Raw genomic sequence first — 14,354 nt, forward strand, 5'->3', positions numbered from 1 at the left:
CGGCTAATAAGCGTTGGGGGACGACAAGCCGAACACAGTTCGAAGCAGAATCTTCACGTCCAGGCGCAACGACCAGTCCCGCTGGTAGCGGAGGTCGGCCTCGATCCGGCTGGCCATCGATTGAAGCGTGGACGTTTCGCCGCGCCAACCCTCCACCTGGGCCAGCCCGGTCATGCCCGGCTTGAACTGGTGCCGCTGCATGAAGGCGGTGATCTGAGTGCGGTAAAGCTCGTTGTGATCAACGGCATGGGGCCTTGGACCCACCAGGCTCATTTCACCTTTGAGAACATTGATCAGCTGGGGCAGTTCATCAAGAGACCAACGGCGCAGATAGGCCCCGAGGGGGGTGATGCGCGGGTCGTGGCGAGTGGCTTGAACCAGCCCGGCCTGATCGCCAGCCTCCATAACCGTCATGGTGCGGAATTTGAGAATGCGAAACCGTTTTCCCTTGAAGCCATACCGCTCCTGAGAAAACAGAATCGGCCCCGGGCTGGTGAGCGGAATCAGGACTGCGATCAGGATCAGCAGAGGGGAGAGAGCCACCAACAACACCAGCGAGCCCACCAGATCGATCACCCGCTTGGCCTGGCGATCGAGGTTGGCCTCAGGAGGCACCCAGAGGCCGAACACCAGCTGGCTGCCCAGCCGCTCGACGTTGAAGCGCATGCCCTCCTGGGCCCAGTGGGGCACGTAATAAACCGGCAGGCAGGTATCTCCGAAGAAGCGGATCACCTCAGCCATCGAAAGGTGACTGGAGCGTCGATCGGGAAAATAGCTGAAGTAGATCTGATCAGCCGTGTTGAATTCCAGCCAGCGGCGCAGCTCCGAAAGCCCTCCCATCGAAGCAGGCATGCTTTTCGGGAGAATGGTGGGTTCCGCCGAGGGAGACTCAAACCAGGCCACCAACCTGAGACCCAAGTGGGGCTGGGCAAGCAACTGGGCATGGAAGCTGCAGGCTGTGGCCGCAGGCCCCCAGTAGATCACGTTGCGGCTGTTACCACCTTTGGCACGGTGTTTGCGCAACAGGTGGCGACCCCACAGATGACAGAAAAGCAACCAGCCAAGGCTGAACAGCGACCAGACGCTGACCGTGAGGCGAGAGAAGTTCTCGCTGGTTTTGGTGAGAAAAGCGATCAGCAACAGGATGGTGATCATCGCCACCCAGCTCAGCAGCAGACGACGGAGCAACAGCAACAGGCTCTGCTGCCGGTAGCTCTGATAAATGTTTCCCTGGCTGAGAACGATGAACGAAACAACCAGAATGAGGATTCCAGCCTGGTGATCCAATCCTCCTTGGCGGATCTCGAACTGACTGTTCCACCAGGACAGCAGCAGGAATGACTCGCCGATCACCAGAGGATCCAGCCATCGCTGAATGCGGTTGAGATCCTTGCTGTAAAGGCGGAGCAGCCCGGTGGATTTCATCAAAACCTCAGCTCAGCATGGAAGTTATCAGAGATTTTTCAGGTAATCTTCGAATTTGCTCAACACCGCATCCCGATCCCAGTCGCGCAGGGCCAGCTGTCGGGCTGCGGTTCCCAGGGAAGAGCGAAGGGTAGGGTTGTCTGCCAGCTCCCGGGCGGCCACGGCCAGCGCATTGGCATCTCCAGGGGGCGTCACCATTCCACAGGACGTGGCTCCGGTGATGGCGGCAGCCAGACCGGTCTGCGGTTCGGCTGTGGCCAGTACCGGCCGGCCACTGGCGAGCATGGCCAGCAACTTGGAGGGCATCACCACATCGGCCGCTCCGGCCTGCTGGGGAAGCAGGTGGATGTCTGCCAGCTGCAGGAGAGCATTGAAGCGCTCTGAGGGCTGGAGCGGCAGAAAAAGCACACGGGGAAGGGAACCACAGGCGGCTTCGAAGGCGGCACGGGTGGGGCCTTCACCGCAGAAAATCCAGTGAAGGGTTGGGTGATCAGCCAGTTGGAAGGCAGTTTCAGCCAGCACCTCAAGGCCTTGCTTGCGGTTCATGCTGCCGGAGTAGAGAGCCACCACGGCATCAGCGGGAATGTCCAGCTCCCGGCGCCAGGCCAGCTGGCCGGGTGGAGCCAGCGGCTCGATCGCTTCGCAATCCACCCAGTTGGGGAACAGCCAGATCCGGCGGGAAGCGACACCTTTGAGTGCAAGGCGGGCGCACATCGCCGGTGAAATCGTTGACACAGCCGAGAATCCCTGCAGAACAAACCGCTCGATCGCCTCGGCCCAGGCACGCAGCGGTCCACCGGCCAGGAAGCCGAGCTCGAAAGCGGCATCCAGTTCGAAATCCTGGATGTGCAGCACAGCAGGCACCCTTCGCCCACGCAACCGGGCCAGGGCGGTGAACAACAGCGCTGGGGCCGCACAGAAAAAGGCCGGGGCGATCACCAGCAGCCGATCTGGCGGCTGGTGAAGCTGGGCCAACAACGGAAAGGCGGATGAGCAAGCGAAGGAGGCCAGATGAACCAGCCTTTTTAAGGTGGTGGGCTGGCGGGGCACCCAGAGCGGACAACGGCGAACAACCAGGCTGCCTTGGCTGGCGGGCCCGTGGCGGTCCACAGAGTAGCGATTGCGAAACGGGGGCTGGAGCTGCCACTGGGGGTAGTAGGGAGGGGCAGTGATCACCAACACCTGATGCCCACGGGCCGAAAGCCAGCTGGCCAGTTCGCCGGTGTAGCGGCCGATGCCAACGGGCTCAGGGGCGTAGTTGAGGCCGAGGATCAGCAGACGCATCGGGCAAGACTTCAGGACAGGTGGAGCAACGGAAGTGACGTGCCCGCCGGCTCCTCCACGCGCGCCAACGTGGAGGTAAGGCAGGGGAGAGGACGTGCCCAGCGGCAGGGTGCATTCAGATAACGCCCAACCACACCAAATGTGGTCTGCGAAACAGGACCAAGTAAGGACACACGAGGCAAGCCAGGGCCAGACGAGGCGACGGCGGGATCGTCCAGGCCGGACTTCATGTCAAGCCTGAACTCAGCTTTACAGCCTGCAAGTCGGTTCGCTTCTCGATGCTGAAGTGGCAGCGTAATCCAAAGAACGACTGCTAGCACCTTGCAACCGAATGCATTTCAGGATCTCTCCGCTTGCGCCTGTTTTTGGTGGAGCTGGGGCTATTGATGTTCGTGACATCAAGGATCGTGGCTTCCCTCAGCATCACGCTCCTAGCACTCAGCATCTGGTTCACACACGCGAGGATCTGCTCTTCCAGCAGATGGCGAACGTTGTGGATCGTGCTCTCATCAGGGATCCGGCCATCCATTGTCTCGATCCCTGCGAAGCGGCTGAAGTAGGGCGTATCGATCAGCATCTACTCCATCAAGGGATCTGAAAGGGTGAACAACTGCTGCTGACAGGTGGATTCGCAGCATCACATCCAGAGGAATCGATGCCGATCTCCATTGCTTGAAGGTATATGATACACGGGCTGGATCAAGGTCAGAAATGCTTTCCAGGGAACCGTGGCCTCAATCTCATTCAAGAAGTGCTGAAGGAACGTCTTCTTTATCGCGAATGTCTACACGTAGTCCGTGAATCCTAGGTGGAGAGGGCGACCATCCGTTACATTATCAATCATAGTTGTGAACTGAGTTTGGCGGAGTTTGCCAGATGCTCCTTACATGCAAGTCAAGATTCACCCAAAAATACTTCAAACAATAGCAAAGATACAGCAGATAAAAAAAGTTCTGGACTCTTTGTCAACTGAAATAAGCCACCAAAGATCCTAGCCAAAAATTCGTAACGTCGACGAATAAGCTTTCAATAGAAAAATGGAAAACAATACAAACAACTCTTATCAAGTTTGTGGTTTTTGGAAAAATGCAAAAATAGAACCATAGAGTTGAACTGGCATAAATGTATGCGCTACGAGCATTAGTTTGTACATCATGTCGCTTCCAAAAGTATAGCCTGGCTCCGAGGGATAAATAAAAGATCGATTTAGATATTGTGGAAATGACTTTTGAATCTGGTTAATCGAGTTCATTCGGTAGAAGGTTGGGAAAGCATCCTCTGGGGCACGCCTTGGCTGAAGGAATCGGAGCGTAGAAATGTGTAGCTTGAAAGGCAATACACCAGCAGCAAGTGATCGGTAATTCAACCTGTGTGGAGTAACCGCACAGAACCACCCCCCAGGCTTTAGAACACGGTTCACTTCTGAGGAGAAAGTCACTGGATTCTCAACATGTTCCAACACCCAACTTGCTATAATTACATCTACTGATTCACTATCGAGTGGGATAGTGTCACCCTGCATTACAAATGACTGATCAACCGCATGGTTCTCAAGAACAGCTTGATCAATGTCAACGCCGATAACATAAGCTCCCTCATTTCTAAGATCATGGAGCTTGCTGCCAATTGTTTTCTCGTTAGCCCAAGATCCGCGACCTGCTCCGAGGTCTAGCACAGTTGGACTCAGAGGCAGTATCGATCTAACTCGCAGATAGAAGTCAATGGTTCCATCTCTAGTTGAAAAATCACCAATTAGCTTTTTCATGAATGAGATGGCAACTCAAATAAATGATCAATGCTTAAAAGGCTCGAAGCGATGAGGTGGTGCCTTGAATATCAAGGGTCACGAAGCCGAGTCTGGCGCAAATTAAGCGCTGGACAGAATCCATTCCAATCTATCTGCTTGGCCCGAGGAGGATGAAGAGGCCAAGCTTTGGAAAATCAAGAACATCAACGGCTCGACTCGTTTGAAAATATTTTAGCACATGCTGCTGCCCACTTTCAGCGCCCCTCTGCCAGTACAATTGACGCGTCTCCATCACAATTACTTCCACCACCGAGGGCCTGATGGAATCGATCAATATATCCTTGAAGCGAGGCTGTCTAGCCGAAAGTTTCTGCGAAGCAGTGGGCTGATATCCACCGGCGGATGACCCCACCTCACCGCAAAAATATGTAGAAGGTTGCTCAAGAGTTAGACATCTACGTTATGAACCTCTACAGATGCTGCGCCTGCCTCCCCTGTGCTGGTGTAAGTCTTTGAGGATCTCAACTCCGGCGGAGTCAGGGTTGATCGCGCACCTGAGGCGTTCCGCTCAGCGGCCAGCGTTGCAAGGGGTGGGCAGGCCCGTGACCACGGTTTGAGCACTATCTCAACCAGACGAACCATGCCCACTTCAACTCGTGCCGCAACTGAGCTGGCGCCGCTACTGGATAGCAGCAGCGCCGGTGAGCTGGAGCGCCATGAGCGCAGCGAAGACCGGCTCGGCTACCGCAACGACTACTGGCCGCTCACCCTGGCCACCCAGGAAGGCGCATCGACCTGCTGATCAACAACCTGCACACCGGGGGCTTCCTTCCCTCAATCCTCGAGCCCTGCCGCTGCGTCGATCAGGTCCTTCATGGCGTGGTGATGGAGGCCTACATCGGCTGCATCTCCACACGCAAAGTGGACACCCTGGTGACGGACCTGGGCGTGCAGAGCGGCTACTCGAAATTCCAGGTGAGACAAATATCCAAGGAGATCGACCAGCAGGTGCAGGCACTTCTGAACCAGCCGCTGTATGAGAGCGGCTACGCCACGCCTACGTCTGTCTCGATGCCACCTACCTCCACGACCGGCTGGGGGGGGGCTGCAGGTAAGCTCCAGAGCCACAGTCGTGGCCATGGCAGTCAACGCCGATGTCCGCAGCGAGCTGCTCGGCCTGGAAGTGGGTGAGAGCGAGGGCTTCTAGAGCGCATTCATCTCCTCTCTCAACGCCGTAGTCATCTGCGGAGAAGTTGAGCGCGGCCTCACTGACGTCAAGCTGGCGATCAGTGACGCCCATGTGGGCCTGACCAAGGCGATCCGACGGCAGCTCCAGGCCAGCTGCTGGCAGAAGTGCCCATTCTATTTTGCTCGGAACCAGCTGTAGCGGGTACCAAAAGCCAACCAAGACATGGTGACCGTCGAGCTGCGCTCTGTGTTTGCACAGGAGTGGGGCATCGTGGCCCGCTGGGAAGACCTGGGCGGCTGACTCCCTGGGCGAGCGCATCCCCAAGGCCGCTGAGCTTATGGACAAGGCCACGGAAGACGTGCTGGCCTACCGACACTTCCTGAAGCAACATTGGAAAAGGGCTGGAGCAGGATCCCGTTGGAGCGGCTCAACGAAGAAAACAAGCGGCGCACCAGGGTCGTCGACATCTTCCCCAACGACGCCTCGATCTCACGCCAGGTGGGTGCGGTGCTTCTGGAGCAGGACGAGCACTGGCAGTTGGAGGGCAGGCGTATGTTCTAAGACAAGAGCATGGCTGCCATTCCGACCCAGGAGAGCCTGCCTGCGTGGGCCTCGCTGCAGAAAGCAACGGCCTTAGCTCAGGCACCAAGGTGACCGCGCAGTAGCGGGCGCACAGAGCTCAGCGGCGGCGTTCATCGCCCGGGGGCCGGCGCACAAGCCGGCACATCCAAAATTACAGGCGTAGCCCAAAACCGATCAGCAATGCAGACGAAGGCACTTGACCATTCAATCGTCTGGAATCATCGTGAAACAACGAGCTGCCAAGGCAGCTATCAAGTGACAGCCCGTCATTCACCCCTGTTCACCCTCAGATCAGGACAATCGGGGCTCGGGGCATACACCACGCGAAGGGAAGCGAGCAGCCAAAGGGTGAAGTGCGGATTTCATAAGAAAAGAAAAGCAACCAGATGAGTAACATCCGCACCTAGAGCTGGTAAGGCAAAGTGATTGCTGCTTCGCGTAGGACCAGGAAGTTCTGCTGAGATGGCAGCAAGGCCGGGTCGGCAGCGATCAGGACAACCTGCAAGCCATGTTGCTGAAAGGCAAGGCCGGAACGGGAGAACAACGAAGAATCGGTGATCAACAGCACAGGGATGCCGAGATGATGGTGACGCAACCAGCGGCTGGTGAGGCTTGTGTTCTCCGAGGCGGTAAGGACGCAGGAATCAGGTAAAATGTTGGAAATTAAAAGCCCAGCGAGAACAGCTGCTCAGTTGTGGTCAGCTCGTCACCGGAAATGTAGACATGGGCATACACACTACTAGAGGAGCACTCATTGCAGTGGCCTTGGTAAAAGCGCCGATATCGGGGCCACGTCCGAAGAACACCACCACCGGAGCAGCAGAGAGGGGCTGCACCAGAAGCGGTGAACTGCTGTTGTAGCGAGACCGCGGGCAGAGCGGTTGAGGCAGGGCAATAAATTTTGCGTAATGCCGGAGGCAGCAACAGCACGAACTCCAGCATGTGGAGTCTGGAAAGTCGGTGACACCAAACGAGCAGGGCTGCGACGAGCGCCAGAAGTGGCATCAGAAAGGCGGTAGTATCAATCAGCTGCAGCGGCAGCTCGCGGAATTCAATCCAGGCCAGCGGTGCAGGTGGACAAGCGATCCATTTGATGGTCATCACTGATCGATCGCCAGTCACGCAGGAACTTCTGGGATGGGAGCGCAGTCGCGTGTGGCTGGGGGCAGCCGCACCAGACGGTCATAGAGTAAGGCGACCCACCTTCACCCTGGGTGCGTTGTTGTAGCGCTCCTGCACAAAGACCAGATCGCTGATCCAGAGCTGGTTATGGGCAGTGCTGCGTTGGGGCGTGGCTGCCACTGGGGCCAATTGGCGACTGAAGGGGTCGTACTGATAGCGGGAGAAGCCGGCCTGTTCCATCGTGCGCTGCTGAAGAGGTGTCGGCTTCTAGCAGCACGGCCTTCAGCAGAGGGTTGCGCAAGGCCGTGGTGGCGCCGCGCAGCACATAAGGCTCATAGCCTTCCACATCCACTTTCCACATAAGGCGGATTGGCTTATCGCGCAACAATTGATCAACGCTGATGATCAGAACCTCCACGGTGGGTTCATCGCTGAACGTTGAAAGCAACGACATAGCACGGTTGGTGGTGTCGCTGCCGGAGGTGAAGCGCAAGGTTCCATCTTCTGCGCCAAGCGCAAGGCAGTAACTGGTCACAAGAGAATTCAGGTCATTGAGCCGTACATTGCGCTGGAGGCGGGCAAATGTTTCCGGAATCGACTCAAGGGCAGTGGAATGAGCTTAAAGAACACCACTAGCAAGTATTGAGTAGGTACCTACATTGGCACCAATGTCGAGAAAGCCATCACCAGGACGAAGCACGTGCAACACAAACGCCATGTCTGCGGCTTCGTGCAACCCGCAGTACACGTTCATGGTGGCGCCCGTCATTCCCCGCTCAATCAAGGGAGAGGTACCGCCAATCTATGGGAAAACAGCGGGCATCCCAAGCAGGCGGATGCCAAGCTGCCAGCGCAGAAAGCGCGCAAAGGTACCGGGAAGATCCCGGCTTGCGAGAGGATGGCGTTGTCAGTAGCGGAAAAGCAAGAGGGGTGCCAGTAATTGGCGAGAAAGGACGGACATTGGCAATAAGGGGTTAGGGATTCGGCGGACTGGTGGTCAGCTCGAGTTCTTGAACCTTAAGTACTATCATGGCTTCGTAAAAACTCTGCAGAAGAGCATAGGTGAAGCCAGGGGTGCCATCGAGAAAGCCACACTTGATTACGTAGAGCAGTAGGAACTTGATCAGCGGGCGGGCCGGTAGGCGGTAAAACAGCTCCTTCTGATGAAAGCGGCGGCGGTTAAAGTCGCCCTCAAAGAAGGCGGCAGACAAACTAAAGGGCTCCTGGTTCTGGCGGTTCAGGAGGATCTGCTGGGCTTCGAAAGTACTGTAGGAATTATGACGGGCGATCCAGTGGCTCAGGCCCTTGGAGAAGGGGTAGTGGTCAAGAGGATGCTGCAGGTCACCAATAAGGCCGTCCACAACAGTGAGGGGATTGACCAACCGCTCATAGTGAACATACTCTGGACGAAAAAGGCGGATATACCAAGGAGAAGACTGTACATGTTTAAGATGCCTGCCATGGAAAAAGTCACGTCGACAGATTCGATAAGCGACAGGATTCATCAGATCGGGATGAAGAGGAATGGAAGCTATAAAGCCAAACTCATCTGCGGCCGCGAAAGGAAGACGCTCATCGGCATCAATATAAAAGACCCAGGGGTGCTTAAAGGCAATATTTCGCAACCCCCAGTTCTGATGAGATGACCAATTATCAAAAGGTCTTTCAATTAACCTTGCACCAGCGGCCAATGCTATAGACTGGGTTGCATCAGTACTGAGAGAGTCGTAAACAACAACATCATCACTCCAGGCTACAGATGAAAGACAACCGGGAAGATCATTCTCTTCATTTTTTGTGAGAATAAGAATTGAAATCACAATTCAGATGTGCAAATTATAAAAAAATACGATGCTTAGCCCTAACGTTTTTGAGCGACATAGAACATGGACTTCAAAGATAGTTAAAACGGCCAATTCCGTGAAAATCAACGATATCGAAACCGGAATCAAGAAGCAACTTGGCAAGGGTGCGCTTACTAAAAAACTTGATATGACCTCCGTCCCTCAAGGAAGTATGGTGCTTATCCCACTTATCAGAAATAGATAGCGCAAGATTCTTGAGGTATCCATGATATGGTGTTGTGATTAATAGATAACCATGGTCAACCAAAACCTCGCGGGAGAAATGAAGCAATTGCTGAGGAGAGTAAAGATGTTCTATAACCTCGGTAGAAACTACAGCATTAAAAAGTCCACAACTAGAAACGATTAAGGCAGGATCGTCCTGAACCCCATGCTGATAAAATGGAATGTCAGGGAAAGCGGCCCGTGATACTTCAATACCCTGGCTGTCAAACTCACAACCAACGATGTCGAACCCATTCATATGAAGATATCCACATAACTCACCATTACCTGAACCGAGATCAAGGACTTTAGCTGGCGCCAAAGCTCTCAACTGATTCAAAATCTGAAGTCCTAAAATGCTGGTAGTTCCAGTGCTTTGATGTGTCCATCCATAGTTTTGAACAATTTCAGGAGATGCCATGAGAAAAATGCAAAATGTAGAACTGAACTAACAATAACAGATCAAAAGTAAATAGGAAATGTAAGTGACCAAATTATCGCTGATAAACAAGCAAGATTGAAAATTAGCATGAATGGCTTGGATTTTATTGCAGGCATCGTGGTTTTATCGGACGACAGGGATTTCCGCCGCAAACCATCCAAGGAGGCAGAGACTTTGTTACAACGGACCTGCATCCCACGACAGATCCTTCACCTATAGTAATGCCTGGCAAAAGAAAAGATTCTGAACATACCCATACAAAGGCATTAAGAACAATTGGAGAAACAATCAAGGGTAGTTCCATTTTGCTATAATCATGGCTGCCAGTGCAAAGTGTGACATACTGGGAAACAATGGAGCCGCGCATAAATGTGATTAACGCCATATTGTAAACATTGACACCATGACTAATCGTACAGTTGTCTTCCAGGGAAAGATTTTCTGGAAGCCATATTTTTGTGCTAGGGAAGATTTTGCAATGATTGCCAATATTAGCACCAAACAATCTCAATAATGCGATTCGCCAACTGTGCATGAAATCTGGTGTATACCGAAAGAATAGAAGATAAACAAAGCTCCAAACAACTCGCTTAACTTTATTAGAGCGGGAAAACGCGGAAAAAGAGTAAGTCAAATGATCGCTAGTACATTTTACGGGAGTGAGCAACGATCATCTCACCCAACCCACTGCCTGAAAGTGCTCGCGGTGACCATATGGGATTTAGTAGCTTGCGGAGTTGATAAAAACGATAGGTATTAGACTGAGGAGAAGCTTGGAGTGAATGTGAGGACAACAGAGGCGTAGTAATCATGCCAAACAAACACTTGATCCTATGCGCTAATCGAAATGCAAGCATTTCCCATGGCTCATAAGTATATATTTTTGTATTGAATAAGCAAGACATATGGCCAAGTAAGAAGTTAAGTGATGAAGGTGAAAAACAGCTGATGTGCTCATCAGGTATCCACTTCGGGAAAGATGAACCCATTTCGAGAACAGTTTTTGATTGGAAGTTGTCAGTTGCTAGAACAAGATGTCCACCTGGTACCAGGAGCCTTGTCAGATCCTCAATAAAATGCAATGGTGAGGAGATATGCTCGATAACTTCAAACGCGCAAATAATATCATATGAATATGATACATTGCCTAGATCACTAAATGTATTGATATTAAGAACATTGCTTGAATGATCTCTCTGGGCTGATGAAATTTCAAGTCCGTCACATTTGATGTTGTGTTCTGAAGACAACAAGGAGGGAAGAAAGCCATATCCAGAGCCCACATCAAGAATTTTTTTTCCTCCTAAATCCCCAATTAACTTTTTCAAAATCCTTGCATTGGTAAAGGCATTGACTCTCTGACCCTGTATAATTCTCTTATCAGAATAACCATGGTCGTATGTGAATCGGAGTTGATCAGCTGAGGGAATCTCCTCAGGAAATATAAAATGACAATTATGGCACTGTAGAATAACTACACTGGAAACAACTATGACAGGAGAATGGCTCAATGAGCTACAAATTGGACAAACGTTCCTGATTTCAGACGCAATAGTTGTTGACATACTTAAGATTGAGATAATTCAAAGCCTGAAAGAACTAACCATGAAAGGAACATAGAACGATGACCTAATTGAAGATTCAAAGGATAGAGCTTCTCAGATTGAGAAGCAGGTTTCCAGCAAGTGTAGCCAAATCAAAACGCTCTTGGAAAAGAGCTTTTGCATTCAAAGCAATAGAAGATTTCTCTTGAAGTGTTTTGCTATTCCACTCGTGCAACGCTTCAGTAACACCTTGAATCGTGTCTGAGAATACAAGACCTGCTCCGGCCGCCATAACCTCGGCAGAGATGCTCACCGGTTCAGATATCGCCACCGGAAGGCCACAGGCTAAAGCTTCGGCAACCACAATACCGAAATTCTCTTGATGGGAGGGCAGGCAGAAGAGTTCTGCTGATCTGAATGCGCCCCACTTGAGATCACCGCTAAGCATGCCGGGCCAGGTAATGCGATCGGCAATACCAAGGATGGTAGCCCGCTGTTGCAACTTTGCTTGCCAGCCCACCTGATCGGGACCGGCAATCACCAGATGCAGGCGGGGATCACTGGAAGCCACCGCCGCAAAAGCCTCGATCAACAAGTCTATACCCTTCTTGGGATGAACTCGGCTAAGAAAGAGCAGCAGCCTTTGACTGCGAAGTTGGGGGAACTTGCGTAAAAACAACTCCCGTTGTTGATAAGTGTCGCCAGGCGGTGCTGAGGTGCCATAACCCACCACCTGCTCACGAGCTTGATATAGCCAGAAAGACTGGCGTGCCAACAACCTCTCCTGCTCGGTGGTGAACATTACGGCCTTGGCATCTCTCAGCACCCGATAGTCAGCCCAGGGCCAGTAGGCCCACTTCTTAAGATGCTTGAGCGGATAAGTGCGCTTGAACCAGGGATCCAGCATCCCATGGGGATAGACAAAGTAGGGAATCGCACTGCCATGTAGAGCCCGCCAAACAGCAAAGGCGTGGTATTGCCATAAGCCATGCACTATCACGGCATCGTGCTGCGCAGCCAACTTCCGTATCGATGCTGTCAAACCTCGCCGGTAGCCGTAGCCACCAGCCACCGGCCCTAAGGCGACGACCTTGGCGGGAAAGTCTGCAAGCCACGGGGCATCTGGTGGATCAAGACAGGCCACAGTCGTTGTCACCCCAAGGGCCATCAGGTGAGGGGTGATCTGACGGATTCCCTCCATCGGACCGCCGTCTCGGGGGTTGAGAGTGCGGATGAAGCGAAGAATGTTCAAATCTGAGTGACGAGTTGCGACAGAATAAGCCTGCGAAAACTGCGCAGAACCGAAGGGGACGGTGTTGTAGTTGGCTTGAACTTGACTGTCGATAGCATGGTCGAACTGAACAATATGTACTTGGCGCAAGGCCTCTACAAAAGAGTAGCCGACACTGGAAATGGCTTGCATGACAGGCTACACATAAGGATACCCGCTTTCCAACTCAAAACCATCGTAAGCAGTCCAAAAGGGGCATCGTCAAGCCTTCATAATCGACTTGAGAATTAAATCAACCAATCTTCTGACTATGCAAAAAGGCTATTGCCATAGATGTTGATTCGCATTATTCAAATTCCTGTCGGGTAATGTCACTATTACGGAAAGGACAGCAGGTTATTACGCTCTATATGAAAGCCACGGCCATGGAGCTTGAGAGAAAAACTACGTCTTCAACACTTCAAAGGGCTCAATGATCAATCCAGCTTACCAAGTCACTTTCTGAAAAACTTTTGAAGTGGCAAACTGGGAAATTGCAATCCAATCAAGTTTGGCAAAGTACAGACAATATTGTCAGATAAGTACGTAAATTCAAGATCTTCCATTGCGTAGACTGAAGTTGTCAATAAATGAAGAGTCGATAAATCAACATCAAATCAGCCCCTCAACCACCAACCCCCGTCCGCCCCCAACCTTAGACAGGATAGTATTTGCAAATTTGCGTGAAGCTGGGTAAAGCAATGAGAAGAATTAAGATTCAATAAAAAAGGTCACTTCAAATTTGGTTTGATAACCAGAGTCATAAGAGTAATTGTTGAAATATTTGAGCTACATTGATGGACAACAGCATTGCAGAATACAATTATTAAGCATCATGTTAATTATGGACGAATCACAAATCCTGTTGATCATTTACTGAGCAGTAAAGAATGATCTCACCACCAAACAAATTCGGAAACATAGAACATCCTAGATTATCCAAAAAGTTTCTCGTTGACTGATTTAGTAAATGATGTCGAAGAAAACCAAGTGGAATAGAGCCATTCACACTCAAACTAAGTTTATCTAACTGGGGAAGTGGATCAAGAAAGTGCCTGCAAACAGTGTAATATGTATAAAAGTGCAAATGAGTTTCGTCCATGATCCCACTTTTAGTGTACTCAAAAATTCCTCTGGCAAGTCGCCATCGCGACCTCCAGCTTGCGATGTTTGGCAATAAGATAATTACTTTTCCATTTGGCTTTAAGAAGGGCAGCAGTTTATTTATGACTGAGACTGGGTCAACTAAATGTTCTAGAACATGACATAAAAGCAAAGCATCAAATTTATGGGCAAAAGACAAATCATTTCTTTCTAAATCTGTATGAATACAACAATCCAAAACTTTAGATGCCTCTTCGTATTCTGCTTGTGAACAGGTTACTCCTGTAATACGACTTGATGGATAGATAGAGTTTATCAATCTTCCATTGCTGCCTGATCCACAACCGATGTCTAAAATTTGGCGATCATTCTCAGTGAGATATGGCAAAATTGACGAATTACCATCATTCTTATAAAATGAAACCGAATTGAGAGGTGGCATGATGACGAATCGAGGGAATTAATTCTGCTGTCCGAGAGAAGCACTTTCTGATGGTGAGCTTCAAGAAACAGGACTGAAAGCATGGGCTCTGATTATGCGAATGTGGATATCGGTTCTTGATTGACACGGAAATT

At 51.4% G+C, this 14,354-nt stretch carries 14 protein-coding genes and 2 pseudogenes; 4 read left to right on the forward strand and 12 right to left on the reverse strand.

Annotation, left to right across the window (positions count from 1 at the left end):
* Positions 1-3: 3 nt before the first annotated feature.
* The 4 genes from ACXMDY_RS07415 to ACXMDY_RS07430 all read right to left on the reverse strand — a co-directional run bounded on the left by ACXMDY_RS07415 (position 4) and on the right by ACXMDY_RS07430 (position 4,474).
* The gene (locus ACXMDY_RS07415) at positions 4-1,425 is read right to left on the reverse strand and encodes an undecaprenyl-phosphate glucose phosphotransferase (protein ID WP_259702220.1); all 1,422 of its coding nucleotides are present in this window, start codon (positions 1,423-1,425) and stop codon (positions 4-6) included.
* A 27-nt stretch (positions 1,426-1,452) separates the two neighbouring features.
* Positions 1,453-2,709 carry a WcaI family glycosyltransferase gene (locus ACXMDY_RS07420; RefSeq protein ID WP_259702219.1) on the reverse strand — a complete coding sequence of 419 codons (1,257 nt, stop codon included), beginning with the start codon at positions 2,707-2,709 and terminating at the stop codon, positions 1,453-1,455.
* Between the two features lie 313 nt (positions 2,710-3,022).
* A complete protein-coding gene (locus tag ACXMDY_RS07425; protein WP_259702218.1) occupies positions 3,023-3,286 on the reverse strand; it encodes a transposase in 264 nt (87 codons plus the stop codon).
* A 486-nt stretch (positions 3,287-3,772) separates the two neighbouring features.
* Positions 3,773-4,474: a class I SAM-dependent methyltransferase gene (locus ACXMDY_RS07430; RefSeq protein WP_259702217.1), complete on the reverse strand. Its 702-nt coding sequence runs from the start codon at positions 4,472-4,474 to the stop codon at positions 3,773-3,775.
* A gap of 622 nt (positions 4,475-5,096) precedes the next feature.
* On the opposite strand from ACXMDY_RS07430, the gene ACXMDY_RS07435 reads away from it, so the two are divergent.
* The 4 genes and pseudogenes from ACXMDY_RS07435 to ACXMDY_RS07450 all read left to right on the forward strand — a co-directional run.
* A complete protein-coding gene (locus ACXMDY_RS07435; RefSeq protein ID WP_259702216.1) occupies positions 5,097-5,258 on the forward strand; it encodes a hypothetical protein in 162 nt (53 codons plus the stop codon).
* 35 nt (positions 5,259-5,293) lie between these two features.
* Entirely contained in the window at positions 5,294-5,647 is a 354-nt protein-coding gene (locus ACXMDY_RS07440) for a transposase (protein ID WP_457767582.1), read from the forward strand.
* 49 nt (positions 5,648-5,696) lie between these two features.
* Positions 5,697-5,843 carry a transposase gene (locus ACXMDY_RS07445; RefSeq protein WP_457767583.1) on the forward strand — a complete coding sequence of 49 codons (147 nt, stop codon included), beginning with the start codon at positions 5,697-5,699 and terminating at the stop codon, positions 5,841-5,843.
* A gap of 189 nt (positions 5,844-6,032) precedes the next feature.
* A pseudogene (locus ACXMDY_RS07450) lies at positions 6,033-6,206 on the forward strand (transposase); the annotation flags it as partial.
* A 424-nt stretch (positions 6,207-6,630) separates the two neighbouring features.
* Here the strand turns inward: ACXMDY_RS07450 and ACXMDY_RS07455 are convergent.
* The 8 genes and pseudogenes from ACXMDY_RS07455 to ACXMDY_RS07490 all read right to left on the reverse strand — a co-directional run bounded on the left by ACXMDY_RS07455 (position 6,631) and on the right by ACXMDY_RS07490 (position 14,220).
* Positions 6,631-6,795: a hypothetical protein gene (locus ACXMDY_RS07455; protein WP_259702215.1), complete on the reverse strand. Its 165-nt coding sequence runs from the start codon at positions 6,793-6,795 to the stop codon at positions 6,631-6,633.
* 95 nt (positions 6,796-6,890) lie between these two features.
* The gene (locus tag ACXMDY_RS07460) at positions 6,891-7,328 is read right to left on the reverse strand and encodes a hypothetical protein (RefSeq protein ID WP_259702214.1); all 438 of its coding nucleotides are present in this window, start codon (positions 7,326-7,328) and stop codon (positions 6,891-6,893) included.
* A 166-nt stretch (positions 7,329-7,494) separates the two neighbouring features.
* Positions 7,495-7,947, reverse strand: a pseudogene (locus tag ACXMDY_RS07465) (FkbM family methyltransferase); the annotation flags it as partial.
* 376 nt (positions 7,948-8,323) lie between these two features.
* On the reverse strand, positions 8,324-9,169 hold the full coding sequence (locus ACXMDY_RS07470) for a glycosyltransferase family 2 protein (protein WP_259702213.1): 846 nt from the start codon (positions 9,167-9,169) through the stop codon (positions 8,324-8,326).
* A gap of 73 nt (positions 9,170-9,242) precedes the next feature.
* Positions 9,243-9,839 (reverse strand): class I SAM-dependent methyltransferase, encoded by a 597-nt coding sequence (locus tag ACXMDY_RS07475; protein ID WP_259702212.1) that lies wholly within the window; start codon positions 9,837-9,839, stop codon positions 9,243-9,245.
* A gap of 662 nt (positions 9,840-10,501) precedes the next feature.
* Positions 10,502-11,188, reverse strand: a complete 687-nt coding sequence (locus ACXMDY_RS07480; protein ID WP_259702211.1) for a class I SAM-dependent methyltransferase — start codon at positions 11,186-11,188, stop codon at positions 10,502-10,504.
* Between the two features lie 313 nt (positions 11,189-11,501).
* Positions 11,502-12,827 carry a glycosyltransferase gene (locus tag ACXMDY_RS07485; RefSeq protein WP_259702210.1) on the reverse strand — a complete coding sequence of 442 codons (1,326 nt, stop codon included), beginning with the start codon at positions 12,825-12,827 and terminating at the stop codon, positions 11,502-11,504.
* Between the two features lie 700 nt (positions 12,828-13,527).
* Positions 13,528-14,220 (reverse strand): class I SAM-dependent methyltransferase, encoded by a 693-nt coding sequence (locus ACXMDY_RS07490; protein ID WP_259702209.1) that lies wholly within the window; start codon positions 14,218-14,220, stop codon positions 13,528-13,530.
* Positions 14,221-14,354: the final 134 nt, after the last annotated feature.

The sequence above is a fragment of the Cyanobium sp. ULC082 genome (genome assembly GCF_977927535.1).

Coding starts and splice junctions, on each gene's coding strand:
- ACXMDY_RS07475 (WP_259702212.1), bottom strand. CDS start 9,839: ATGGCATCTCCTGAAATTGTTCAAAACTATGGATGGACACATCAAAGC.
- ACXMDY_RS07430 (WP_259702217.1), bottom strand. CDS start 4,474: ATGAAAAAGCTAATTGGTGATTTTTCAACTAGAGATGGAACCATTGAC.
- ACXMDY_RS07490 (WP_259702209.1), bottom strand. CDS start 14,220: ATGCCACCTCTCAATTCGGTTTCATTTTATAAGAATGATGGTAATTCG.
- ACXMDY_RS07425 (WP_259702218.1), bottom strand. CDS start 3,286: ATGCTGATCGATACGCCCTACTTCAGCCGCTTCGCAGGGATCGAGACA.
- ACXMDY_RS07420 (WP_259702219.1), bottom strand. CDS start 2,709: ATGCGTCTGCTGATCCTCGGCCTCAACTACGCCCCTGAGCCCGTTGGC.
- ACXMDY_RS07415 (WP_259702220.1), bottom strand. CDS start 1,425: ATGAAATCCACCGGGCTGCTCCGCCTTTACAGCAAGGATCTCAACCGC.
- ACXMDY_RS07435 (WP_259702216.1), top strand. CDS start 5,097: ATGCCCACTTCAACTCGTGCCGCAACTGAGCTGGCGCCGCTACTGGAT.
- ACXMDY_RS07485 (WP_259702210.1), bottom strand. CDS start 12,827: ATGCAAGCCATTTCCAGTGTCGGCTACTCTTTTGTAGAGGCCTTGCGC.
- ACXMDY_RS07460 (WP_259702214.1), bottom strand. CDS start 7,328: ATGACCATCAAATGGATCGCTTGTCCACCTGCACCGCTGGCCTGGATT.